The following is a 23,653-nucleotide window of genomic DNA, read 5'->3' as shown; positions in this document are numbered from 1 at the left end:
CGGTCGCGTATGCGGTCGGCTGCTGGCGGCCCCTGCCCCGCCGCCGTGTCCGCGGCTCAGGCCGCCTTGAGCTGCCGGATCGGCAGCACGATCCGGAAGCGCGAGCCCGTGCCCAGCTCGCTGTCGACATCGATGCGGCCATGGTGCTTGGCCACGATGCCGTAGGAGATCGACAGGCCCAGCCCGGTGCCCTTGCCCACCGGCTTGGTGGTGAAGAACGGATCGAAGATGCGCTGCAGCGCGTCCGGCGCGATGCCGTTGCCGCTGTCGGCGACCTCGATCCAGACATGGTCGCCATCCTGTCCGCTGGCGAGCCGGATCGTGCCGCGCTCGCCGATCGCCTGGCCGGCGTTGAGCAGGATGTTCATGAACACCTGGTTGATCTCCGACGGCAGGCATTCCACCAGTGGCAGGCTGGCGTATTCCTTCTCCAGCGTCGTGTTGTACTTGAGCTCGTTCCAGATGATGTTGAGGGTGGATTCCAGGCCGGCATGCAGGTCGACCAGCTTCCAGGACTGGTCGCGATCGGCGCGCGAGAAGTCCTTCAGGTCGCGCACGATGCGGGTCACCCGTTCGATGCCCTCGCGCGATTCGTTCAGCAGCTGCGGCAGGTCGCGGCTGATGAAATCGATGTCCAGGCGCGAACGGGTCTCGTCGATCTCCGGCAGCAGGGCACGCGGATCGGGCAGGCGCAGCGCCCGCTCGTAGACGTCGATCAGCGCGAACAGGCTGTGCAGGTACTCCTGCAGGCTGCCCAGGTTCGAGTGCACGTAGCCGATCGGATTGTTGATCTCGTGCGCGACGCCGGCGGCGAGCTGGCCGATCGAGGCCAGCTTCTCGGCCTGCAGCAGCTTTTCCTGGGCGGCGGTCAGGCGCACGTTCAGTTCGGCGTGGCGGCGCAGCAGTTCCTGCTCGTCGGTGCGGACCAGCCGCATGTCCTGCATCAGCACCAGGCTGCGGCCATCGCCGGCATCGTGGTGCAGGTGGACCTGCAGCATGCGCCCGCCATCGAAGGACAGCTGTCCGCGCCAGTGGCCGCCGGCCAGCGCCTGCGGCAGCGCATCGCGTGGCAGCAGCCGGTCCAGGTCCAGGCCCTGCTCGAGGCTGCGTGGATAGCATTCGGCGCACAGCGTGTGCGCGGCCGGATTGGCGTACAGCAGCAGGCCGTCCTCGGCGAACAGCAGCACGCCTTCGAGCAGCCGCGGTGCGAACGCCTGCAGGGCGGGCAGGGCCGGAATGCCGGCGCAGGGGGGCGGAGTGTTCAACCTGGGACCGGGAAAGTGTTCACCGGCCGCATTCTAGCCCGCGCGGCACGCTGGCCGGGGCACGCCGCCACACTCAGGCGACGGCGATATCGCGACGCGCGCGCAACTGCTGCGACTGGCCCTGCGCATCGTAGGCCGGCGCGCTTTCGCTGCGGCCGAGGTGGCGCAGCGCCCAGTTGACCTCGCGGCGGCGGCGCGCCAGCAGGGCGCCATTGCTGCGGTTGGCCTCGGCCAGTTCGGCCAGCCGCGTCTGCTGGTCGCCGGGCACTTCGGCCTCCAGCGCACGCAGTGCGGCCAGCTTGTCCTGGGTCGAGCGGACCAGCAGTTCGACGTCGTGGTCCAGCAGCGCCCTGCGCTCTTCTGCGAGGGCCGCCGCCAGACGGTCGAGCACGGCGTCGCTGGGCACCGGGCCGTTCATGTTCAGCCGCCCAGCTGGCGATCCATCTCGAGCATGCGCCCGGCGATCCGATCGGGATCGATCCGGTAGCTGCCCGATTCGAGCGCCTGCTTGACCGCTTCGACGCGCTTGACGTCGACGGCCGGGGCCGCGGCCAGCTCGCGCTGGATCGCCTGCAGGCTGGTCGCCTCGCCGGTCAGGCGGACGCTGTCGGTGGCCGCGCTGGCCTCGACCGGACGCGAACGCTCGCCGCCGGCGGGGGCGACGCGGTTGCCGACGGGGCCGGTGGTACGCACGGCGGGGGGCTGGTTGCCTTCGATTTTCTGGCTCATGGTCTGATGAGTCCTTCTTGGGACGCTGACACTATCGGCGCCTGTCCCGGGAAACTTTAGGGGGGCGGGTCAAAAAGATTTCATGCGGTGCTGCTAGCGGCTCACCCAGACCTCGCCGCCGCTGCCGACCCGGCCCTGCATGACCCGCCGCGAGGACAGGTTCTCCACCGAGACCCGTTCGTCCTCGCCGGCATCGCCCAGGGCGCGGCCGGCAACCCGGACCTCGACCCCGCCGCGCCGGGACACCAGGGCGACCGTGTCGCCCCGCCGGACCGTCCTCGGGGCGGCCAGATCGCCGGCGCCCAGCACCGCGCCGGCCAGCAGTGTACGCCGGGCGACACGGCCGGTGGCTTCCTCCGGCGAGCTCAGCGCGGCGCCGGCGATGCGCCCGGCGTCGCGGGTTTCCACCCGCAGGGCGTCGCTGGTCACCGGCTGGCCGGCCTGGATGCCGCGGGTCAGCACCAGCACCTCCTGGCTGCGCCGGACCTTGACCGGAACGAACAGGCGCCAGCCCGAAGGACAGGCCACTTCGACCGTCGCCGCCGCGCTCTGCCTGGCCTCCAGCGCGGTGGCGCACATCGGCATCCGCAGGGCGGGATCGAGCGTGGCCTCCGCGTCGGTGCCGGCCGGCAGCGTCGCCAGTGCCGCGGCGCGGATGCTCTCGACCGGCTGGAACGTCGACGCCTGCACTGACAGCGGCAGCGCACACAGGAACATGAGGAGGATTCGTGCCATGGCGGCCTCGCGGGGCGGACTCGCTGGCGGATGTGCAAGCGGCGTGCCAGTCGGCGGCCCTCAAGAGCCGGCCGCGGGCGCCGATACACGCTGCATGTCGCACAACCTGCTCAACCGCATCGACCAGCGGACCCGGCTCGCCGGCCACAACCGTCTCGCCCTGCTGCTGTTCCGGCTCGGCGGCCGTCAGCTTTTTGGCGTGAACGTCTTCAAGGTGCAGGAAGTGCTGCGCCGTCCGCCGCTGTTCCAGCTGCCCGGCCTGCCCTCGCAGTTCGCCGGTGCCGCCGACGTGCGCGGCCGTTCGGTGCCGGTGCTCGACCTCGGCGTGGCGATCGGCCACCCCGAGCGCGACTCGGACCACGACGACGGCCACGGCACCGACTATCTGGTGGTGACCGAGTTCAACCGGTCGGTCCAGGGCTTCCTGGTCAGCGACGTGGAACGCATCGTCAACATCGCGGTGGAGGACATCCACCCGCCGCCGGACCTCGGCGCCCAGGCCAGCTACCTGACCGCGGTGACCCGCTTCCAGGGCGAGCTGATCCAGGTGATCGACGTCGAGAGCGTGCTGGCCGACATCACCCAGGCGCGGATGGACGCGACCCTGGCCCCGGAAATGGCGTTGCCCACCGATACCCCGCCGCTGCAGGTGCTGGTGGTCGACGACTCGCGGGTGGCCCGCCAGCAGATCCGCAGCGTGCTCGACCAGCTCGGCGTCGGCGTCACCCTGCTCTCGGACGGCCGCCAGGCGCTGGACCACCTCTTGCAGGTGCATGCCGGCGGCGAGGATCCGGCCGAGCGCTATGCGATGGTCATCTCCGACATCGAGATGCCGGCGATGGACGGCTACACGCTGACGACGGAAATCCGTCGCCACCCGGGCCTGTCCGGACTGTACGTGCTGCTGCATACCTCGCTGTCGGGCGTGTTCAACAACGCCATGGTGGAGCGGGTCGGCGCGAACGCCTTCGTGGCCAAGTACAGCCCGCACGAGCTGGCCGACCACGTGCTGGCGCGCCTGCGCGAGGTCGCCTCGCGCTACGCCTGAGGGTGCATCCCCGCCCCGTGGCGGCCGTTCTGGCACGCCGCTTGCCTCTGTCCGGGCAACGGTCCGTCCGGAGGCAGCCATGTTCGATCCGATCAAGTCGCATTTCGGCGTCCACGCCGATGCCCTGCCGTTGCGCGAGCAGCGGATGAAGCTGATCGCCAGCAACCTGGCGAACGTCGATACCCCCGGCTACCAGGCCCGCGACCTGGACTTCGACGCGGCCCTGAACGCCGCCTCCGGCAAGCCCGGGCCGATGCAGACCACCCACGAGCGGCATCTGTCCGATGCGATCGCCGTCGGTGCCGCCCCGTTCGAGATCACCCGCCAGGCCGCCCAGCCCAGCCTGGACGGCAATACCGTCGATCCGGACATGGAGCGCGCCGCCTACGGCCGCGCCGCGCTGGAGTACCGCGCGTCGCTGAGCTTCGTCGAATCCAAGGTGCGCAGCATGCTCACCGCCATCACGGGCCAGTAAGCCATGAGCAACCTTCCCATCTTCGATGTCGCCGGCTCCGGCCTGCAGGCCCAGTCGGTGCGCATGAGCACCATCGCCAGCAACCTGGCCAACGCCGATTCGGTGGCCGGCTCGGCCGAGGCCGTCTACAAGCCCATCGAGCCGCTGTTCCAGGCCCAGCCCAGCCGCACCGATCCGTCGCTCACCGGCGTGCGCGTGCGCGAGGTCAGCCAGAGCGAGGCGCCACCGATCCGCCGCTACGAGCCAGGCCATCCGCTGGCCGACGGCGACGGCTACGTGTTCGCGCCCGACGTGGATCCGGTGGCGCAGATGGTCAACCTGATCTCGGCCTCCCGCAGCTACCAGGCTGGCGTGGAGGTCATCAACACGGCCAAGGAGCTGGCCATGGCCACCCTGACCATGGGCCGCTGACGGAGACCCGTATGAGCACGATCGGCAACGACCTCTACACCAGCCTGGGCCTGAACGGGTCCGGCCAGGCCAGCGCGAAGAAGGAGGAGGCGCTGGGCCAGGCCGACTTCCTGCGCCTGATGACCACCCAGCTGCAGCACCAGGATCCGCTCAAGCCGATGGAGAACAGCGCGTTCCTCGGACAGCTTGCGCAGTTCTCGACCGTGCAGGGCATCCAGGACCTCAGCAAGCAGGTCACCGGCTTCTCCGAATCGCTCAATGCCGACCAGTTCCTGCGCGGCGCCAGCCTGGTCGGGCACAACGTGCTGGTGCCCTCGCCCAAGGTCTCGCTGGACGGCGAAGGCGGTGCCAGCGGCGTGGTCGCCGCGCCAGGCGCCGGCAGCGTGGTGTTCGAGATCAAGGACGCCAACGGCCAGAAGGTACGCGAGCTGGTGGTCACCACCGAGCGCGCGGGCGAAGCCGCCTTCAGCTGGGACGGCACCGACGACAGCGGCAACCGCCTGCCCGACGGCGCCTATGCCATCACCGCCACCTACAACGGCCAGGGCACGACCAACAAGCAGCTCGATACCTACGTCAAGGGCAAGGTGGAGAGCGTGACCATCGGTTCGGATGGCCTGTACCTGAACCTGCCCGGCCTGGGCACCGCACCGCTCGAGTACGTCCTCCGCATCGGCTGATGCCCCGACCCACGCACGACGTCCACAGGAGTCCGCAATGAGCTTCAACACCTCGCTGTCCGGCATCAACGCGGCCAATGCCGACCTGAATGCCACCGCCAACAACATCGCCAACTCCAACACCACCGGCTTCAAGGAGTCGCGCGCGGAGTTCGCCACCCTGTTCTCCTCGACCAGCTACGGCCTGGCGCGCAACGCGGTCGGCTCCGGCGTCAAGGTCAGCAACGTCGCCCAGCAGTTCTCGCAGGGCAACATCGAGCCGACCGGCCGCAGCCTGGACGTCGCCATCGACGGCGAAGGCTTCTTCACCGTGACCAAGAACGGCTCGACGTTCTACACCCGCGCCGGCAACTTCCAGCGCGACCAGCAGGGCTTCATCGGCACGCCCGACGGCGCACGCCTGCAGGTCTATGCGCCCAATGCCACCGGCAACGGCTTCGACATCGGGCGGCTCACCGACCTGCGCCTGATCACCACCGACAGCCCGCCGCAGGCCAGCGCCAACGTGCTGCTGGAATCGACCCTGCCGGCCAACGCTTCGGTACCGGTCACCACCACCTTCTCGCCAACCGACCCGACCAGCTACAACCACACCACCGGCGGCCTGAACGTCTACGACTCGCTGGGCGTCAGCCACACGCAGACCTCGTACTTCGTCAAGACGGCCAACCCGAACGAGTGGCAGATGTACAGCTACATCGACGGCACCTCGGTCGGCGGCCCGGACACGGTCCGTTTCTCCGACACCGGCGTGCTGGAGGAGCCGGCGAACGGCCAGATCACGCTCGACCCGTTCACCCCGACCAGCGGCGCGGGCCCGATGACGCTGACCGCGAACATCACCGGCACGGCCCAGTACGGCGAACGCTTCGCGCTGCGCAACGTCGACCAGGACGGCTTCGCCAGCGGCAAGCTGGACGAGATCAGCATCGCCAGCGACGGCGTGGTGTACGCGCGCTATTCCAACGGCAACGACCAGGCCCTGGGACAGATCGCGCTGACCACCTTCATCAATCCACAGGGCCTGCAGCCGCAGGGCAACAACATGTGGGCGCACACCTACACCTCCGGCACGCCGCGCACCGGTGCGCCGGACAGCTCGGACTTCGGCCAGATCGCCGCCGGTTCGCTGGAATCGTCAACGGTCGACCTGACCGAGCAGCTGGTGAACATGATCGTCGCGCAGCGCAACTTCCAGGCCAACGCGCAGATGATCTCCACCCAGGACCAGGCCACCCAGACGGTGATCAACATCCGCTGATGAGCCCGCCGCGGACGGGCGCGCCAGCGCGCCCGCTCCGCCGGAGCCGCTGAAGGACGACCTGCATGGACAAAGCCCTCTACGTCGCGATGACCGGCGCCCGCGCCTCCCTGCAGGCCCAGGCCAGCGTGTCGCACAACCTGGCCAACGCCGATACCGCGGGCTTCAAGGCGGTGCTGTCCAACACCGAGGCCTTCCCGATCAACGGTCCCGGCCACCGCTCGCGGATCGATGCGCTGCATGTGGACCAGGGTTTCGACAACCGCGACGGCGCGCTGCGGGTGACCGGCAACACGCTGGACGTGTCGCTGCGCCCCGACCGCTGGCTGGCGGTCCAGGCCCCCGACGGCAGCGAGGCCTACACCCGCGCCGGCAATCTGTCGCTGACGCCCAACGGGCAGCTGGTCACCGCCGGCGGACGTCAACTGCTCGACGAACAGGGCAATCCGATCGCCCTGCCCCCCCACCAGTCGCTGGAGATCGGCCAGGACGGCACACTGTCGATCGTGCCGCTGGGCGAAGGCCCGCAGACGCTGGCCATCATCGGTCGCCTGCGCGTGGTCCAGGCCGGACAGCAGCAGCTCGGCCGCGGTGCGGACGGGTTGATGCGCAATGTCGATCCGAACCAGCCGCTGGCCCAGGCGCCGGGCAACGTGCTGACGTCCGGAGCGCTCGAGGAAAGCAACGTCGATGCCGCCGGTGCGCTGGTGCAGATGATCCAGCTGCAGCGCCAGTTCGAAATGCAGGTCAAGGTCATCAAGCACGGCGACGAGAACGCCCAGTCCGCCAACACGCTGCTGCGCCTGGGCGGTTGAGTCCGGGCGGCCGGCGCCGCCACATCACCGCATCGCATGTCGATCGCCCCGCGTCGGGCGCGGTCGGGTCGTGGCTGGGAGGGGCGCAGGCATCGGGCTGGCCGTCGCTGCGGCCACGGCGTATGGCGCCGCCCGATGCCGGTTCAGGATTCAGGCTGGTAGCCCGCCATTGCAGGACGCCCCCGCGGTTCTGGCACGCCGCATGCATTGCACCTGACGTCACTCCGAGAATTCCGAGGTACCGCGCCATGAATCAGGCTCTCTGGGTCGCCAAGACCGGGCTGGATGCGCAGCAGACCCGCATGACGGTGGTGTCCAACAACCTGGCCAACACCAACACCACCGGTTTCAAGCGCGACCGCGCCAACTTCGAGGACCTGCTGTACCAGCAGCTGCGCCAGCCCGGCGGCGCCAGCTCGCAGCAGACCCAGCTGCCCTCCGGCCTCCAGCTCGGTACCGGCGTGCGCGTGGTCTCCACGTCCAAGGACTTCCAGCAGGGCAATCCGCAGCAGACCGGCCGCGCGATGGACGTGATGATCAACGGCCGCGGCTTCTTCGAAGTGCTGATGCCCGATGGCACCTCGGCCTACACGCGCGACGGCAGCTTCCAGCGCAACGCGCAGGGCGAGATGGTCACCAGCAGCGGCTACCCCGTGCAGCCTGGCATCCAGATTCCCGAGGGCGTGGAGTCGATGACCATCGGCACCGACGGCACGATCAGCGTCAAGGTCGCCGGCCAGGCCGATCTGGTCGAGATCGGCGCGCTCACCGTCTCGGATTTCATCAATCCGGCCGGCCTGCAGGCACGCGGCGAGAACCTGTACCAGGAAACCGCCGCCAGCGGCCCGGCCCAGAACGGCACGCCCGGCCTCAATGGCCTGGGCCTGGTCGAACAGGGCGCGCTGGAAGGCAGCAACGTGAACGTGGTCGAGGAGCTGGTCAGCATGATCGAGACCCAGCGCGCCTACGAGATGAACGCCAAGGCGATCTCGACCACCGACCAGATGCTGGGCTACCTCAACAACAACGTCTGATCCGCGCACGACGATGGAGATTCCGGCCATGGGCAGCCGCCCCTCGATGTTCCTCCCCACCGCCGCCATCGCGGCGCTGCTGACCGGCTGCGTCGCCGCCGGCGACGTGCGTCCGTATCCGGCGATGGCGCCGGTGGTGCCGGTCATGGTCGCCAGCGCCCCGGCCACGCCGGGCGCGATCTACCAGACCGGCCCGGGCCTGTCGCTGTACACCGACCGCATCGCGCGCGACGTCGGCGACATGCTGACCATCAACCTGGTCGAGTCGACCACCGCGCAGACCTCGGCCAGCACCAACGTGGCCAAGAACAGCGAGATCGGCATGGCCGCCCCGACCCTGCTCGGCGCACCGGTGACCGTCGGCGGCCGCGACATCCTGTCGGCCACCGTCAGCGGCGAGCGCAGCTTCGACGGCCAGGGCCAGAGCCGGCAGAGCAACCGCCTGCAGGGCAGCGTGACGGTGACCGTGGTCCAGCGGCTGCCCAACGGCAATCTCGTGGTCCAGGGGCAGAAGAACCTGCGCCTGAACCAGGGCGACGAACTGGTCCAGATCCAGGGCATCGTGCGCCAGGCCGACATCGGCACCGACAACAGCGTGCCGTCCAGCCGGGTCGGCGAGGCCCGCATCGTCTACGGCGGTCGCGGCGCGGTCGCGCAGTCCAATGCGATGGGCTGGCTGGGCCGCTTCTTCAACTCGCGGCTGATGCCGTACTGAGGCCCCGTATGCGACTCCTGCGCAAGCACGCGCGCACCGACGTGCGCCGATTCACCCGGACGTTCCTCCGCGCGGGCTGCGTGGCGACGCTGGCGCTGTGCGCCGTCGCCCTGCCCGCGCATGCCGAGCGCATCAAGGACCTTGCCCAGGTCGGCGGCGTGCGCAACAACGCACTGGTCGGCTACGGCCTGGTGGTCGGCCTGGACAACAGCGGCGACCGCACCAGCCAGGCGCCGTTCACCGTGCAGAGCCTGAAGAACATGCTCGGCGAGCTGGGCGTCAATGTTCCGCCGAACGTCAATCCGCAGCTGAAGAACGTCGCGGCCGTGGCCATCCATGCCGATCTGCCGCCGTTCGCCAAGCCCGGCCAGACCATCGACATCACCGTCTCCTCGATCGGCAACGCGGTCTCGCTGCGCGGCGGCTCGCTGCTGATGGCGCCGTTGAAGGGCGCCGACGGCCAGGTCTATGCGATCGCCCAGGGCAACCTGGTGGTCGGTGGATTCGGTGCGCAGGGCAGCGACGGCTCGCGGGTCTCGGTGAACGTGCCCAGCGTCGGGCGGATCCCGAACGGCGCCACCGTCGAACGTGCCCTGCCCGACGTGTTCAGCGCCGGCGGCGACATCACCCTCAATCTCAACCGTAACGACTTCACCACCGTGTCGCGCATGGTCGAGGCGCTGGAGAACGCGTTCGGCCCCGGCGTGGCGCGCGCGGTCGACGGCGTGACCGTGGCGGTGGCCGCACCGACCGACCCGGGCGCGCGGATCGGCTTCCTGGCCCGCGTCGAAAACCTGGAACTGACCCCCGGGAGCGCGCCCGCCAAGGTCATCGTCAACTCGCGCACCGGCACCGTGGTGATCGGTACCCAGGTGCGGGTGATGCCGGCCGCGGTCGCGCACGGCTCGCTGACGGTCACCATCGCCGAGCAGACCACGGTCAGCCAGCCCGGCGCGTTCGGTGGCGGCAACACCGTCGTCGCGCCGCAGTCCACGGTCAGCACCTCGCAGGAGGGCAGCCGCATGTTCAAGTTCGAGGGCGGCACCACGCTCGACGAGATCGTGCGCGCGGTCAACGAGGTCGGCGCCGCGCCCGGCGACCTGATCGCGATCCTGGAGGCGCTGCGCCAGGCCGGTGCCCTGCGCGCGGAGCTGGAAGTGATCTGATGCGCATCGCACCGCCCTCGTTCGAACTGACCGCACCGAAGGCCGATGCCACGCGCATCGACCATGTCGCGCGCCAGCTCGAGGGCCAGTTCGCCCAGCTGCTGGTCAAGAGCATGCGCGACGCCAGCTTCGGCGACGCGCTGTTTCCGGGCGAGAACCAGATGTTCCGCGACATGTACGACCAGCAGGTCGCCAAGGCGCTGACCGACGGCAGGGGCCTGGGACTGGCGCCGATGATCGCGCGCCAGCTCTCGCGCCAGAGCGGCGGGCGCGAGGACGGCCCACCGCTCGATACCCGCCTGGACGCCGGCGCGCGCGCGCCGCTGCCGATGGACGCCGCCGGCGCGGCGGCAACCTCGCCCGCCTACGAGCAGGCGCTGGACCTGATCGCCGGCCGCGAGCCCGGCGGCGGCCAGGCCAGCTCGCCGCTGGACCGGCTGGTCGAACGGCTGATGGCGCCGGCGGCGATCGCACCGGTGCAGGACGTGTCCGCCGCCTCAGCATCGAGTGCCGCGACCGCGGCTGCGGCCGCGGAGGAATTCGCACCGCGCAGCCCGGAACGCTTCGTCGCCGGCATCTGGCACCACGCCCAGGCGGCCGCGCGCGAGCTCGGCGTCGATGCCAAGGCGCTGGTGGCGCAGGCCGCGCTGGAGACCGGCTGGGGACGCCGGCAGATCCAGCGTGGCGACGGCGCCAGCGCCAACAACCTGTTCGGGATCAAGGCCACCGGCTGGAAGGGCGAGCGCGTGACCACCGGCACCCATGAGTACGTCGGCGGGACCAAGGTGCGCGAGACCGCCGATTTCCGCGCCTACGCCTCGCCCGCCGAGAGCTTCGCCGACTACGTGCGGATGCTGAAGAACAACCCGCGCTACCAGAAGGCCCTGCAATCCGGCGGCGATGTCGGCCGCTTCGCCCAGGCCCTTCAGAACGCGGGCTATGCGACCGATCCTTCCTATGCGGCCAAGATCGCCGCCATCGCCAACGGCCCGACGATCGGCCGCGCGGTGGCCGCGATCGGCGCGGTCGCGGCCCGCGCCGGCACCGTCGCTGGCCAGTCCGTGGCCAACGCCGCGGATGCGCTCGGCACTGTCAGCAGGAGATAAGCAGCGATGTCCGTCCTCTCCACCAGTACCAGCGCCCTGATCGCGTTCCAGCGCGCCCTGTCGACCGTCAGCCACAACGTGGCCAACATCAACACCGAGGGCTACAGCCGGCAGCGGGTCGAGTTCGCCACACGCACGCCGATGGACCACGGCTTCGGCTACGTGGGCAGCGGCGTCAAGATCGCCGACGTGCAGCGCGTGGCCGATGAACTCGCCACCTCGCGCCTGCTCGACAGCAGCGGCGAACTGGCGCGGCTGCAGCAGATGTCGGCGATGTCCGGCCGGGTGGACAAGCTGTTCTCCGACAGCGCCACCAACCTGTCCGGCATGTGGTCCAACTTCTTCGACTCGGTCAGCGCGCTGTCGTCCAACGCCGCCTCCAGCGCCGACCGCGAGAACACCCTGGCCCAGGCCAACGCGCTGGCCACCCGCCTGCGCCAGATGGACGGGCAGCTGGACGGACTGAACCAGGAAGTGAACACCGGCCTGACCGGCGCGGTCGACGAGGTCAACCGCCTGGCCACCGAGATCGCCCGCATCAACGGCCAGATCGGCAACGATGCCAGCCGCGCCGCGCCCGACATGCTCGACCGCCGCGACCAGCTGATCTCCAGACTGGCCGAGTACACCGGCGCCACCGCGGTGGCGCAGGATGGCGGCTTCATCAACGTGTTCACCCCGTCCGGCCAAGCGCTGGTGGTGGGGACCACGGCCTCGCGCCTGGATCTGGCGCCGGACCCGTACCAGCCACAGCAGCTGCAGCTGGCGCTGCGCACGAACGCCGGTGTCACCCCGATCGACGGCAAGCAGATGGGCGGGCGCATCGGCGGCCTGCTGCAGTTCCGCAGCGAGGTGCTCGACCCGGCGATGGCCGAACTCGGCCGTATCGCCACCGGTCTGGCGGTGAGCTTCAACGAGGCTCACCGCGGCGGCATGGACCTGTACGGGCAGATGGGCACCGACCTGTTCACCCTGCCCTCGCCGTCGGTCAACGCGCATGCGGGCAATACCAGCGGCGCCACCCTGCAGGCCAGCATCGGCGATGTCTCCGCGCTGGACGGGCGCAACGTGGTGCTGCGCTTCAGCGGCGGCGCATGGAGCGCCCAGCGCGCCGATACCGGCGCCAGCGTGCCGCTCACCGGCACCGGTACCGCGGCCGACCCGCTGCGCATCAATGGCGTGGACGTGGTGGTCGGGACCACGCCGCCGCCCGCCGATGGCGACCGCTTCCTGCTGCAGCCGACCGCGCAGGTCGCCGGCGGCTTCGCGGTCGCCATCCAGGATCCGTCGCGGCTGGCTGCCGCGCGTCCGGTCAAGGCCAGCGCCGACGTGGACAACATCGGCACCGGCAAGCTCGGCGAGCTCAAGGTCACCGATCCGGCCCATGCCGACCTGCTGGATCCGTCCAGCATCGAGTTCATCGATGCCGGCCAGTACACCATCGACGGTGCCGGTCCGTTCGCCTACACGCCCGGGCAGGCCATCGCCGGCAACGGCTGGAGCCTGGTCCTGGACGGCGCGCCGGCCGCAGGCGACCGCTTCGACGTGGGGCCCACCGGCGCCGGCTCCAGCGACAACACCAATGCCAGCCTGCTGGCCAACCTGGACGACGCCAAGGTCCTGGCCGGTGGCACGCTGAGCCTGAACGGGGCGATCGGCGGGCTCACCACCTCGGTCGGCTCGGCCGCGCGCCAGGCCGACTACGCGGCCGAGGCCCAGAGCGTGCTGCACCAGCAGGCGGTGGACCAGCGTGAGTCGATTTCGGGCGTGAACATCAACGAGGAGGCGGCCAACATGATGCGCCTGCAGCAGGCCTACCAGGCCGCCGCCCAGCTGATCTCCACCGCCGATTCGATGTTCCAGTCCATCCTGAGCGCGACACGCCGATGAGCACACGCATCTCCACGGGCATGGTCTTCAACCAGACCATCGGCACCCTGTTCAACAAGCAGGCCAACCTGGCCAAGCTGCAGGAGCAGCTGGCGACCGGCAAGAAGCTGGTCACCGCCAAGGACGACCCGGTCGGCGCCGGCGCGGCGGTCAGCGTCGACCGCGCACTGGCCGAGCTGGAACGCTACGGGTCCAACGCCAACACCATGTACAACCGCCTGGGCCTGCAGGAGAACAGCCTCTCCCAGGCAGGCGAGATCATGCGCCGGATCAACGACCTGACCATCCAGGCCAACAGCGGCGCGATGTCGGACAGCAACCGGCTTTCGATCAGCCGCGAGGTCTCCAGCCTGCGCGACAGCCTGCTCGACCTGGCCAACGGCACCGACGGCACCGGGCGCTACCTGTTCGGCGGCACCGCCGACAGCGCATCACCGTTCGCGCTGGGCGGCTCGGGCGTGATCTACAGCGGCGACCAGACCCAGCGACGGGTCGAGGTCGGTCCGGAAACCAGCGTCACCGACACCCTGCCCGGCAGCGAGGTATTCCTGCGCATCCGCACCGGCGACGGGCGGCTGGACGCGTCGTCCGGCGTGGCCAACGCGGGCACCGGCATCATCGGCCAGTACAGCCTGCAGAACGCGGACGTCTGGAACGGCCAGCGCTTCACCCTCTCGTTCACGGCAGAGGACACCTGGGCGCTGCTGGATGCGGGCGGCGCGCCGGTGCTAAACGGCGCGGGCGATCCGGTCACCGGCACCTTCGAGCCGGGCCAGAGCGTGAGCTTCAACGGCGTGAGCATGCAGATCATCGGGCAGCCCGCGGCCGGCGACACCTTCGAGATCGGTCCGTCGGCGACGCGAGACGTCTTCGCGACCATCGACAGGCTGATCGAGGCGCTGGCTTCCGAACCGACCACCGAGGCCGAGAAGACCCACCAGCAGAACCTGCTCCAGTCTTCGATGCGCGACATCACCGCGGCCCAGGAGCACATGATCGACGTGCGTGCGATCGGCGGTGCGCAGCTGGCCGCGCTCGACAGCGCCGGCAGCATGCGCGACGCGCATTCGGTCACGCTGAAGAGCACGCTGTCCGAGCTGCGCGATCTCGACTACGCCGAGGCGATCAGCCGCTTCACCCTGGAGAAGACCGCGCTGGAAGCGGCACAGCTGACCTTCACCCAGACCCAGCGGCTGTCGCTGTTCGACTTCCTGCGCTGACCGGCCGCTCCCGGGCATCGCCACACGACGGGCCGCATTGCGGCCCGTCGCCGTTATGGCCGTCCTGAAACGCGCTTGCCACCGGGTCGCCGGACAGGCGCTCAAGTTCTTCCCGGTGCCGCCGTTAGCGTATCCAGCGCGGTTTCCCGCTGTTTTCGAAATCCCACGGGATCAGAAAAAAAGCGGGAAAAAGCCTAAAGACCACCGGCACAGCGCCGTTAAGAATGTCAGCAGAGGACAGGGCCGGCACAAACGGCAAGCCCCTGCGGAGCCACCGGCAAGGCCCTGTTGACCCGCCGGATTCCCTACTTCAGGAGACCAGCAATGTCTGTCATCAACACCAATTCCATCGCACTGAACGCGCAGCGCAACCTGGGCACCAACAGTGCGAGCCTGTCGACCACGATCCAGCGCCTGTCCTCGGGCCTGCGCATCAACAGCGCCAAGGACGACGCCGCCGGCCTGGCCATCTCCGAGCGCCTGACCACCCAGGTGCGCGGCATGAACGTCGCCGCCCGCAACGCCAACGACGGCATCTCGCTGGCGCAGACCGCCGAAGGCGCGCTGACCGAGATCGGCAACAACCTGCAGCGCATCCGCGAACTGTCGGTGCAGTCGGCCAACGCCAGCAACTCCTCGACCGACCGCGCCGCCCTGCAGGCCGAAGTCAAGCAGCTGACCTCGGAAATCGACCGCGTCGCCAAGCAGTCCGACTTCAACGGCACCAAGCTGCTGGACGGCAGCTTCACCAGCCAGCTGTTCCAGGTCGGCGCCGACGCCGGCCAGGCCATCGCCATCGACAAGGTGGTCAACGCCACTGTCGGCGCGCTGGGCGACGTCAAGTTCGCCGAGCAGGTGTCCGGTTCGACCATCGCCGCGGCCAGCGCCAGCGGCTCGGTGGCCGGCCTGACGGTCAACAACATCGCCATCGACACCGTCGAGTTCGCTTCCGGCGCGACCGGCGCCCAGATCGCCAACAGCGTCGTCGCCGCGATCAACGCCAAGATCGGCGAGACCGGCGTCTACGCCCAGTCCGAGAACGGCGCCATCACCCTGAACTCGGTCAAGGCCGGCGAAGACGTGGTGATCGGCGGTACCGTGACCGGCACCGGCCTGACCGCGGGCACCACCGCCGCCTCCGGCACCGCGACCGCCAGCATGGTCGGTGGCGTGGACATCTCTACGGTCCTGGGCGCCCAGCGCGCACTGGAAGTGGTCGACGCCGCGCTGACCACCGTCAACAGCACCCGCGCCGACCTGGGTGCGATCCAGAACCGCTTCACCTCGGTGGTCGCCAACCTGAACACCAGCTCCGAGAACCTGTCGGCCTCCCGCAGCCGCATCCGTGACACCGACTTCGCCAAGGAAACCGCGGAACTGTCGCGGACCCAGATCCTGCAGCAGGCCGGTACCGCGATGCTGGCCCAGGCCAACCAGATCCCGCAGAACGTGCTGAGCCTGCTGCGCTGATCGCAGCGGCCACCAGCCTCCTGGTGGATCGACAGGCCCGCCTCCGGCAACGGAGGCGGGCTTTTCTTTTGCCGTGTCGGCCGCCGCGGGCGTCACGCGTGCGCGTCTTTCGCCCTGCCTGCCCTCGCGCTCCAGCGGCATGGCACTGGCATGGTTCATGCATCGCATCGGGGGCTAAAGCGCGGCACATCGATGCCGATAGTGTTCTCGACCGGCGGCATGTACCGCCGCGTCCTTGCCCCCGTGGACGGGGAGACAGGAGATGGCAATGGCGGACTATTCCTTCGGGTACGGCGGCATCGGCTCGAACATCAACATCAGTACGATGGTCAACCAGCTGGTGGCCGCCGATCGCGCGCCGCAGGATGCGCGCCTGAACAAGCTGGAATCGACCGCCAAGTTCAAGCGTACCGGCGTGGGCAACGTCGCCTCGGCGTTCAGCACGCTGCAGACCGCGCTGAACAACCTCAAGAAGGCCGACGCCTTCGGCTCGCGCACGGTGAGCTCGGTCTCCTCCGATGCCAACGGCGCGCCGGTGTCCGATTCCATCGTCTCGAGCACGGTCGGCAAGAGCACCCCGCTCGGCGCCTACAAGGTCGAGGTGGAACAGCTGGCGACCGCGCACAAGCTGCTCGGTGCCGGTGTGTCGACCACGACCACCTTCGGTGCGGGCAGCCTGAACCTGACCGTCGGCGAGAAGACCGTCGCGGTCGACATCAAGGACGGCAGCACCCTGGCCGAAGTGCGTGGCCTGATCAGCGACGCGGCCAAGGGCATGGGCATCCAGGTGGCGGTGCTAACCTCCGACGCCGGCCAGCACCTGTCGCTGACCGCGGACCAGACCGGCTCCAAGCACGCCATTTCGTTGACGCTGGGCAGCGGTGGCAGCGACCTGCAGGGCCTGGTCGACGGCATCGAGGAACGGGTTCCGGCACAGGACGCCAAGCTGAAGATCGATGGGCTGTCGGTGACCTCGCAGACCAACAGCGTCTCCACCGCCGTGCCCGGCCTGACCCTGACGCTGAAGAAGGAAGGCACCAGCACCGTCACCGTGGCCAATGACGCCGCTGCCGGTCGCGCGGTGGTGCAGAGCTTCGTCACCGCCTACAACGCGGCGGTCAACGCGATCGCCAACTCGACCAAGTACGACGCCGAGAGCGACACGCCCTCCTCGCTGACCGGCGATGCGCAGATGCGCGGCGCGGCGACGCAGCTGCGCGGCACGCTCAACGACATGCTCGGCGAACTGGCCAAGCAGGGGCTGGACGCCAAGACGCTGGGCCTGCAGACCAAGGGCTACCCGGCACCGGATGGCACCCTGGTGTTCGACAGCGCCAAGTTCGACGCGCTGCTGGCCTCGCAGCCGAACCGGATCGTGGACGCCTTCACCGGCGACAACGGCTTCGCCGCCAAGGTCGGCAAGGTCGTCGACAGCTACGTCGGCGACAAGGGCGCCTTCACCCTGCGGACCAAGGGTCTGGACGCCCAGCTCAAGGACGTCACCAAGCAGCGCGAATCGCTCGAGACCCGCATGCTGGCCGTCGCCGAACGCTACAAGGCCCAGTTCGTGGCGCTCGACAGCATGGTCGGCAGCCTGAACAACACCAGCAACTATCTGTCACAGCAGCTGTCGATGCTCGCCGCCCAGAGCGGTGGTTGAGCCGGCCGCCTCATCTTCGGGAGATTCCCCCATGTCGCTGCGCTCCTACGTCAACCAGTACCGCCAGAACGATCTGGAAGGCACGGTGACCGACGCCAGTCCCCACAAACTGGTTTCCCTGCTGCTGCGTGGCGCCTGCGACCGCGTGCGCCTGGCCCAGCAGTGCATGGAACAGGGGGAACTGGCGCGCAAGGGCAAGGCGATCGGGGAAGCCTGCGCGATCGTCGGCCATCTCAACGGCTCGCTCGACCACGAGGCCGGTGGCGAGCTGGCCGGCAACCTGGCCTCGCTCTACGATTACATCGTGCAGCGGCTGACCGAAGCCAACCTCCACAACGACCAGACCGCGCTGGGCGAGTCGCTGGATCTGCTGGGCGAGATCGATTCGGCCTGGAACGCCATCCCGCAGGAGCACCGCACGCCGGTCGGGATGGCGCGATGAACACCGACGGACTGGACGCGCTGCACCAGGACCTGAGGACGCTGCGCCAGGCGCTGGACGACGAGGACCTGGAGCGCGCCGCCGAGGTCCTGCACGAACACGACCAGCGCCTGCGCCGCTACATGGGCCAGCTCGGCCAGGATGCGCCACTGGGCGCGCTGCGCGAACTGCTCGAGCTGCAGCAGCGGCTGCAGAGCCACATGCGTCGCGTCCGCGACGAGCATGCGGCCCGGCTGGCCGGTCTGCGCCGTTCCGGCCAGGCGAGCCAGCACTACCGCGAGGCCGCGCGATGAACGCCGGCGCTTCGCTCCCCTGGCCGCCCGAGGCCGAGGCGGCCGAAGCGGCATTGTTCGACGACACCCTGGTCTGCGACGCGCTGCTGCCAGCCGGGTTCTCCACCCGTGCGACCGCCGCCATCCGCCTGGCCCAGGCCGAGACCCTGCTGAAGGGCCTGGCGCAGATCGAGGATCTGCGCAGCGAGGAAGGCGCCGAGGAAAAGCGCGGCGAACTGCCGCTGCTGGCGCAGCGCATGGACGCCAAGCTGGATCTGGTGCTGGTGCTGCTGGGCCGCCTGGTGCGCCAGAACAGCGAGCAGCTGCCTGTCCGCAGCGTGCGCTGGTCGCGCAATGGCATGCGCATGCTGCTGTCGGACGCACCCGGCATCGGTGCCGAGGGCACCCTGTGCGCGCAGGCCGCCGACTGGCTCCCGGACGACCTGGAGCTGCCGGCGACCGTGCTGGCCGTGGCCCCGCAGGGCATCGGCAGCGTCGCGGTCTGGCTGCGCTTCCCCACCTTCCCGCAGGGGCTGGAAGAAGCCCTGGACCGCCACCTGTTCCGCCTGCACCGGCGCCAGATCGCCGATGCCCGCGGCCGCCGCTGATCGCGCACCCCGGTGCACGCCAGCGCCGGAACCGCAAGATTCCCTAACCCGGCGCGCTGGGCTAAGGTGACGCCGGCTCATCCGGGACACGCTGCATCGTGCGAGTACTGATCGTCGACGACCACACCCTGGTCCGCGCCGGGCTGAGCAGACTGCTGCAGACCTTCGCCGACGTCGATGTGATCGCCGAGGCCAGCACCGCCGACCAGGCCATCGACCTGGCCGCGATCCATCGGCCCGACGTGGTCCTGCTCGACCTGTCGCTGCCGGGCCGTACCGGCCTGGATGCGCTGAGCGGCATCCACGCCCACTCCACCGCCATCCGGGTGGTGATGATGTCGATGCACGACGACCCGATGCACGTGCGCGAGGCGCTCGACCGCGGCGCCGCCGGCTTCGTGGTCAAGGACGCGGCCCCGCTCGAACTGGAACTGGCGCTGCGTGCCGCGATGGCCGGCGAGGTGTTCCTGAGCCCGCGCATCTCGGCCAAGATGATCGCGCCGATGCTCGGCCGCAGCCGCCCGGTGGGCGTGGCCGCGCTGCCGCCGCGCCAGCGCCAGATCCTGGGCCAGATCGGGCGGGGGCTGAGCAGCAAGGAAATTGCCGCCGATCTGGGGATCAGCGTGAAGACCGTGGAGACCCATCGCGCCCGGATGATGGAGACACTGGGCTGCCGCCGTGCGAACGAGCTGGTCCTGCTGGCGGTCAAGCACCGCCAGGAACTGGGATGAGCGTCGGAAATCCGCTGTGATGTAGGGGAAGCCCTGACACGATGTGGGGAAATGAATGACCGGATACGGGTCATCCCCGATTCATTTTCCGGCGCATCCCCTTCACCATGTCACCCGTCATGTGCCGGATGTCCGGCGCGTCGTTGGGGAAGACGATGAAGGTCACCACCTCGGCCCAGCTGGGCCAGCAGCTCCATCTCACGCCGCAGCTGCTGCAGTCCATCCGGCTGCTGCAGCTCGACGCGCTTCAGCTGCAGCTGGAAGTGACCCGCGCGCTCGAGCTCAATCCGATGCTCGAGCTGGACGAGGACAGCGATGCAGGAAGCGTGCCGGGCCAGGACGCCGATGCGCAGGCGCCCTCGCTGGAGACGGCCGCCTTCGACGAACTGCCCGAATCCTCGATGTGGGATGTCGCCGGCGCCGGCTGGAACGATGCCGACGACGACCGCATGCAGCGCATCGCCGAGCAGGGCTCCAGCGATCCCTGCGTGCGCATCCTCCAGCAGCTGGCGCTGGAGCTGGACCCGCGCACCCTGGAGATCGCCGGGTTCTGGCTCGAGCACTGCGACGATGCCGGGTACCTGGACGGCGACCACGCCGCCCTGCTGCTGCGTGCCTGCGCCCGTTTCGACGTGTCCGCCGAGCGGATCGAATCGGTACGCCAGCGGCTGCTGCACGGCGAGCCGGCCGGCGTGGCCGCACGCGACCTGCAGGAATGCCTGCTGTCCCAGCTCGCTGCCCTGCCCGGCCCGGTCGCCGGCCGCACGCTGGCCGCGCGGATCCTGCGCGACTGCCTGCCGGCGCTGGCGACGCACGACCACGCGCTGATCGCGCGCACCCTGGAGGCCGAACCGGCCGACGTCCAGTCCGCGATCGGCCTGGTGCTGTCGTTGCAGCCGCGCCCGCTGGAGGCCGGCGCCGACCAGGGCACGGCCACGCACGTGGTCCCGGACGTGGTGGTCTGGCACGCGGATGCGCAGTGGAAGGTGGCGCTGAACCCGGCCACGGCGCCGCGCCTGTCGATCAACGCCGGGTACGAGCGGGCGCTCGCCGACTGCGGCGACAGCGCCGGTGGCGGCAAGCTGCGCGAGCTGCTGCAGGAAGCGCGCTGGCTGACCCGCGGCCTGTCGATGCGCTACGACACCCTGCTGCGCACCGCGCGGGTGATCGTCGAGCGCCAGGCGGCCTTCCTGGTCCAGGGCGACGAGGCGATGGCGCCGCTGACCCTGAAGGAAGTGGCCGACGCGATCGGCATGCACGAATCCACCGTGTCGCGCATCACCAGCGGCAAGTACATGCAGACCCCGCGCGGCACGTTCGAGCTCAAGCGCTTCTTCGCCGTGCGCCTGGAAGGCGCCAGCGTCTCGGGCATGGCGGTCAAGGCCATGGTCCGGCGCCTGATCGAGGCCGAGCCGGCGCAGCGCCCGCTGTCGGACGACGCGATCGCGGCGATGCTCGCCCGCCAGGGTGTCAACATCGCGCGCCGCACCGTGGCCAAGTACCGCGAACAGCTGGACATTCCCACCGCCCGCGAGCGCCGCCGCGGCAAGACCCCTACCCTGGCCCGGGCGGGCTGAGGCCGTCATGCACAACAACGTCAAGGTGCTGCTCGTGGACGACCACGAGGGCTTCATCAACGCCGCGATGCGCCACTTCCGCAAGGTCGAGTGGCTGGACATCGTCGGCACCGCCGGCAACGGGCTCGAGGCGATCGAGCGCTCGGAGGCGCTGCGCCCGGACATCGTGCTGATGGACCTGGCCATGCCGGAGATGGGCGGCCTGCAGGCGACCCGCCTGATCAAGGCCCAGGACGACCCGCCGTTCATCGTGATCGCCAGCCATTTCGACGATGGCGAGCACCGCGAGCACGCGCTGCGTGCCGGTGCCGACAGCTTCGTCAGCAAGCTCTCCTACGTGCAGGAGGTCATGCCGATCCTGGAGCGCCTGTCGCTCGAAGGCCTGCCGTCATGAGCGAGTCCCGCATCCTGGTCGTCGACGCCAACGGCGAGCGTGCGGAGCGCCTGTGCGGCCTGCTCGAGTTCATGGACCTCAACCCGCGCTGGGTCACCAGCGTCGAGGACGTCTCGACCACGCGCCAGCGCCCGACCGACTGGATGGCGCTGGTCGTCGGCCAGCTCGACGACGCACAGGCCGCCGGCCGGTTCTTCGCCTGGCTGGGGCAGACACCCCTGCCGGTGCCGGTGCTGCTGCTCGACGGCGAGCCCGCCGCGTTCGCGGCCGCCCATGGCCTGCACGAGGCCGGGGTGTGGCCGCTGGAGTCGCCGATCCGGCATGCGCACCTGGAGGCGCTGCTGCGCCGTGCCAGCCTCAAGCGCCTGGACGCCGAGCACCAGGCCGGCGCGGTGCAGCAGGACGACGGCCCCACCGGCAGCAGCCAGGCCGTGCAGCGCCTGCGCAGGATGATCACCCAGGTCGCCCCGTTCGATACCACGGTGCTGGTCCTGGGCGAATCGGGCACCGGCAAGGAAGTGGCCGCGCGCGCGATCCATCAGCAGTCGGCCCGTCGCGACGGCGCCTTCGTGGCGATCAACTGCGGCGCGATCCCGCCGGACCTGCTCGAAAGCGAACTGTTCGGCCATGAGAAGGGCGCGTTCACCGGTGCGCTGAGCGCCCGCAAGGGCCGCTTCGAGATGGCCGAAGGCGGCACCCTGCTGCTGGACGAGATCGGCGACATGAGCCTGCCGATGCAGGTCAAGCTGCTGCGCGTGCTGCAGGAACGCACCTTCGAGCGCGTCGGCGGCAACCAGACCATCCGCTGCAACGTGCGCGTGATCGCCGCGACCCATCGCAACCTCGAGGACCGGATCGGCGACGGCCAGTTCCGCGAGGACCTGTTCTATCGCCTCAATGTGTTCCCGATCGAGATGCCGCCGCTGCGCGAGCGCCGCGACGACCTGCCGGCGCTGGTGGCGACCATCGCCGCGCAGCTGGCCCGGACCGGGCGCGGTGAGGTGCGCTTCGCCGATGCCGCGCTTGCCGCGCTCGCCGGCTACGCCTGGCCGGGCAACGTGCGCGAGCTGACCAACCTGGTCGAACGCCTGGCGGTGCTCAATCCCGGCGGCCTGGTCAGGCTGGACGACCTGCCGACGCGCTACCGCGCGCATCTGGGCGATGCGGCGATCGGCCCGCCCGAGCTCCCGGTCGAGCCGCCGCGCGCCAGTCAGGCCGAACCGCTGCGTGCCGCCGATCCGCAGGGGCCTGCCGCTGCCGCGGTATCGCCTTCCGCACCGGCGCCGGCGGCTCCGGCCGCCCTGCCCGACGATGGCATCGACCTGCGCGACCACATGGCGCAGATCGAGCTGCAGCTGATCCGCGAGGCGCTGGAGCGCACCGGCGGCGTGGTCGCCCATGCCGCGCAGCTGCTCGGCCTGCGCCGCACGACCCTGGTCGAGAAGCTGCGCAAGTACGGGATCGAGCGCGACGAGCTGCCGACCGACGGCTGAGGCGCGCGCCTTCGATCCACCGCCCGGCGTGCGCACCCCCGCGTCCGGGCCTGTCTCCCGTCTCGAGGTGGCCGCGCCGCGCGCCGGCGTGCTCCGCAGCGTCCGCACCTCGTCTCTGCTGCCTCTCCCTGATCCCGAAGCCCGGGATGCCCGGCAGGCTGCTCGTCCCGCGCGTGTCCAGGCAAGGTCCTGAACAAGAGGCCGCAGGCGGCCGTCGAGGCGAACGCCCTCGAACGGGACGGGCCGACGCCTGCTCCCGGCCGGCCCCTCCTCGCTCGTCCTCGCGTGATGCGGGCCGCTGGCGATTCCCGGTGCCGCAGCGCCAGCCGCCCTGGCACGCCCGTTGCCTGAACCGGCCCGGTGATCGCCGCTGGAACCGGACGCTGCCCCGGGCGCCTGCGCTGACGCTCCGCATCCGGCCCGCCTGGCTGTCCCGGGCGCTGCGGTCGCCCGCCT

Annotated in this window: 25 protein-coding genes; 21 read left to right on the top strand and 4 right to left on the bottom strand. The window is 70.0% G+C overall.

Features of this window, described 5'->3' with window-relative positions:
* Positions 1-56: 56 nt before the first annotated feature.
* From IB242_RS06490 to flgA, 4 genes are all read right to left on the bottom strand, one after another.
* Entirely contained in the window at positions 57-1,238 is a 1,182-nt protein-coding gene (locus IB242_RS06490; RefSeq protein WP_343237106.1) for an ATP-binding protein, read from the bottom strand.
* Positions 1,239-1,338: 100 nt separating this feature from the next.
* Positions 1,339-1,683 carry a flagellar protein FlgN gene (locus IB242_RS06485; RefSeq protein ID WP_192277172.1) on the bottom strand — a complete coding sequence of 115 codons (345 nt, stop codon included), beginning with the start codon at positions 1,681-1,683 and terminating at the stop codon, positions 1,339-1,341.
* Between the two features lie 2 nt (positions 1,684-1,685).
* Entirely contained in the window at positions 1,686-1,994 is a 309-nt protein-coding gene (flgM, locus tag IB242_RS06480; protein ID WP_192277170.1) for a flagellar biosynthesis anti-sigma factor FlgM, read from the bottom strand.
* A gap of 93 nt (positions 1,995-2,087) precedes the next feature.
* Positions 2,088-2,711 carry a flagellar basal body P-ring formation chaperone FlgA gene (gene flgA, locus IB242_RS06475; RefSeq protein ID WP_255523455.1) on the bottom strand — a complete coding sequence of 208 codons (624 nt, stop codon included), beginning with the start codon at positions 2,709-2,711 and terminating at the stop codon, positions 2,088-2,090.
* Between the two features lie 112 nt (positions 2,712-2,823).
* On the opposite strand from flgA, the gene IB242_RS06470 reads away from it, so the two are divergent.
* The 21 genes from IB242_RS06470 to IB242_RS06370 all read left to right on the top strand — a co-directional run bounded on the left by IB242_RS06470 (position 2,824) and on the right by IB242_RS06370 (position 23,197).
* On the top strand, positions 2,824-3,777 hold the full coding sequence (locus IB242_RS06470; protein WP_192277166.1) for a chemotaxis protein: 954 nt from the start codon (positions 2,824-2,826) through the stop codon (positions 3,775-3,777).
* Positions 3,778-3,856: 79 nt separating this feature from the next.
* Positions 3,857-4,252 (top strand): flagellar basal body rod protein FlgB, encoded by a 396-nt coding sequence (flgB, locus tag IB242_RS06465; RefSeq protein WP_192277162.1) that lies wholly within the window; start codon positions 3,857-3,859, stop codon positions 4,250-4,252.
* 3 nt (positions 4,253-4,255) lie between these two features.
* Complete coding sequence (gene flgC / locus IB242_RS06460) at positions 4,256-4,663, top strand: flagellar basal body rod protein FlgC (protein WP_192277159.1); 408 nt, start codon at positions 4,256-4,258, stop codon at positions 4,661-4,663.
* An 11-nt stretch (positions 4,664-4,674) separates the two neighbouring features.
* The gene (locus tag IB242_RS06455; RefSeq protein ID WP_192277156.1) at positions 4,675-5,343 is read left to right on the top strand and encodes a flagellar hook capping FlgD N-terminal domain-containing protein; all 669 of its coding nucleotides are present in this window, start codon (positions 4,675-4,677) and stop codon (positions 5,341-5,343) included.
* A 37-nt stretch (positions 5,344-5,380) separates the two neighbouring features.
* Positions 5,381-6,604 (top strand): flagellar hook protein FlgE, encoded by a 1,224-nt coding sequence (flgE, locus tag IB242_RS06450; protein WP_192277152.1) that lies wholly within the window; start codon positions 5,381-5,383, stop codon positions 6,602-6,604.
* A 65-nt stretch (positions 6,605-6,669) separates the two neighbouring features.
* Positions 6,670-7,419, top strand: coding sequence for a flagellar basal body rod protein FlgF (locus IB242_RS06445; RefSeq protein WP_192277149.1), 750 nt, complete (start codon positions 6,670-6,672; stop codon positions 7,417-7,419).
* A 248-nt stretch (positions 7,420-7,667) separates the two neighbouring features.
* Positions 7,668-8,453 carry a flagellar basal-body rod protein FlgG gene (gene flgG / locus IB242_RS06440; protein WP_192277146.1) on the top strand — a complete coding sequence of 262 codons (786 nt, stop codon included), beginning with the start codon at positions 7,668-7,670 and terminating at the stop codon, positions 8,451-8,453.
* A 28-nt stretch (positions 8,454-8,481) separates the two neighbouring features.
* On the top strand, positions 8,482-9,168 hold the full coding sequence (gene flgH, locus IB242_RS06435; RefSeq protein WP_192277143.1) for a flagellar basal body L-ring protein FlgH: 687 nt from the start codon (positions 8,482-8,484) through the stop codon (positions 9,166-9,168).
* An 8-nt stretch (positions 9,169-9,176) separates the two neighbouring features.
* On the top strand, positions 9,177-10,334 hold the full coding sequence (locus IB242_RS06430) for a flagellar basal body P-ring protein FlgI (protein ID WP_192277140.1): 1,158 nt from the start codon (positions 9,177-9,179) through the stop codon (positions 10,332-10,334).
* The gene (gene flgJ / locus IB242_RS06425; protein WP_192277137.1) at positions 10,334-11,440 is read left to right on the top strand and encodes a flagellar assembly peptidoglycan hydrolase FlgJ; all 1,107 of its coding nucleotides are present in this window, start codon (positions 10,334-10,336) and stop codon (positions 11,438-11,440) included. The genes IB242_RS06430 and flgJ overlap by 1 nt, the downstream gene beginning before the upstream one ends.
* Before the next feature lie 6 nt (positions 11,441-11,446).
* Positions 11,447-13,330, top strand: coding sequence for a flagellar hook-associated protein FlgK (gene flgK, locus IB242_RS06420; RefSeq protein WP_192277135.1), 1,884 nt, complete (start codon positions 11,447-11,449; stop codon positions 13,328-13,330).
* Positions 13,327-14,550, top strand: a complete 1,224-nt coding sequence (gene flgL / locus IB242_RS06415) for a flagellar hook-associated protein FlgL (protein WP_192277133.1) — start codon at positions 13,327-13,329, stop codon at positions 14,548-14,550. The genes flgK and flgL overlap by 4 nt, the downstream gene beginning before the upstream one ends.
* A 324-nt stretch (positions 14,551-14,874) precedes the next feature.
* Positions 14,875-16,020: a flagellin gene (locus IB242_RS06410; protein WP_192277131.1), complete on the top strand. Its 1,146-nt coding sequence runs from the start codon at positions 14,875-14,877 to the stop codon at positions 16,018-16,020.
* Between the two features lie 268 nt (positions 16,021-16,288).
* Complete coding sequence (gene fliD / locus IB242_RS06405) at positions 16,289-17,680, top strand: flagellar filament capping protein FliD (protein ID WP_192277129.1); 1,392 nt, start codon at positions 16,289-16,291, stop codon at positions 17,678-17,680.
* A 31-nt stretch (positions 17,681-17,711) separates the two neighbouring features.
* Positions 17,712-18,122: a flagellar export chaperone FliS gene (gene fliS, locus IB242_RS06400; protein ID WP_192277127.1), complete on the top strand. Its 411-nt coding sequence runs from the start codon at positions 17,712-17,714 to the stop codon at positions 18,120-18,122.
* Positions 18,119-18,415, top strand: coding sequence for a hypothetical protein (locus IB242_RS06395; RefSeq protein ID WP_192277125.1), 297 nt, complete (start codon positions 18,119-18,121; stop codon positions 18,413-18,415). Before fliS ends, IB242_RS06395 begins: the two co-directional genes overlap by 4 nt.
* Complete coding sequence (locus tag IB242_RS06390) at positions 18,412-19,002, top strand: PilZ domain-containing protein (RefSeq protein WP_192277122.1); 591 nt, start codon at positions 18,412-18,414, stop codon at positions 19,000-19,002. The genes IB242_RS06395 and IB242_RS06390 overlap by 4 nt, the downstream gene beginning before the upstream one ends.
* Before the next feature lie 98 nt (positions 19,003-19,100).
* Positions 19,101-19,733 carry a response regulator transcription factor gene (locus tag IB242_RS06385; protein WP_192277120.1) on the top strand — a complete coding sequence of 211 codons (633 nt, stop codon included), beginning with the start codon at positions 19,101-19,103 and terminating at the stop codon, positions 19,731-19,733.
* A gap of 155 nt (positions 19,734-19,888) precedes the next feature.
* Positions 19,889-21,310, top strand: a complete 1,422-nt coding sequence (rpoN, locus tag IB242_RS06380; protein ID WP_192277118.1) for an RNA polymerase factor sigma-54 — start codon at positions 19,889-19,891, stop codon at positions 21,308-21,310.
* A 7-nt stretch (positions 21,311-21,317) separates the two neighbouring features.
* Entirely contained in the window at positions 21,318-21,704 is a 387-nt protein-coding gene (locus tag IB242_RS06375) for a response regulator transcription factor (protein ID WP_192277116.1), read from the top strand.
* The gene (locus IB242_RS06370; protein WP_192277114.1) at positions 21,701-23,197 is read left to right on the top strand and encodes a sigma-54 dependent transcriptional regulator; all 1,497 of its coding nucleotides are present in this window, start codon (positions 21,701-21,703) and stop codon (positions 23,195-23,197) included. Before IB242_RS06375 ends, IB242_RS06370 begins: the two co-directional genes overlap by 4 nt.
* Positions 23,198-23,653 lie beyond the last annotated feature (456 nt).

The organism is Xanthomonas sp. XNM01, from assembly GCF_014851915.1.
Classification (GTDB): Bacteria; Pseudomonadota; Gammaproteobacteria; order Xanthomonadales; family Xanthomonadaceae; genus Pseudoxanthomonas.
Note: the sequence above shows the minus strand (reverse complement) of the source record. Positions and strands in the feature narration are given on the sequence as shown.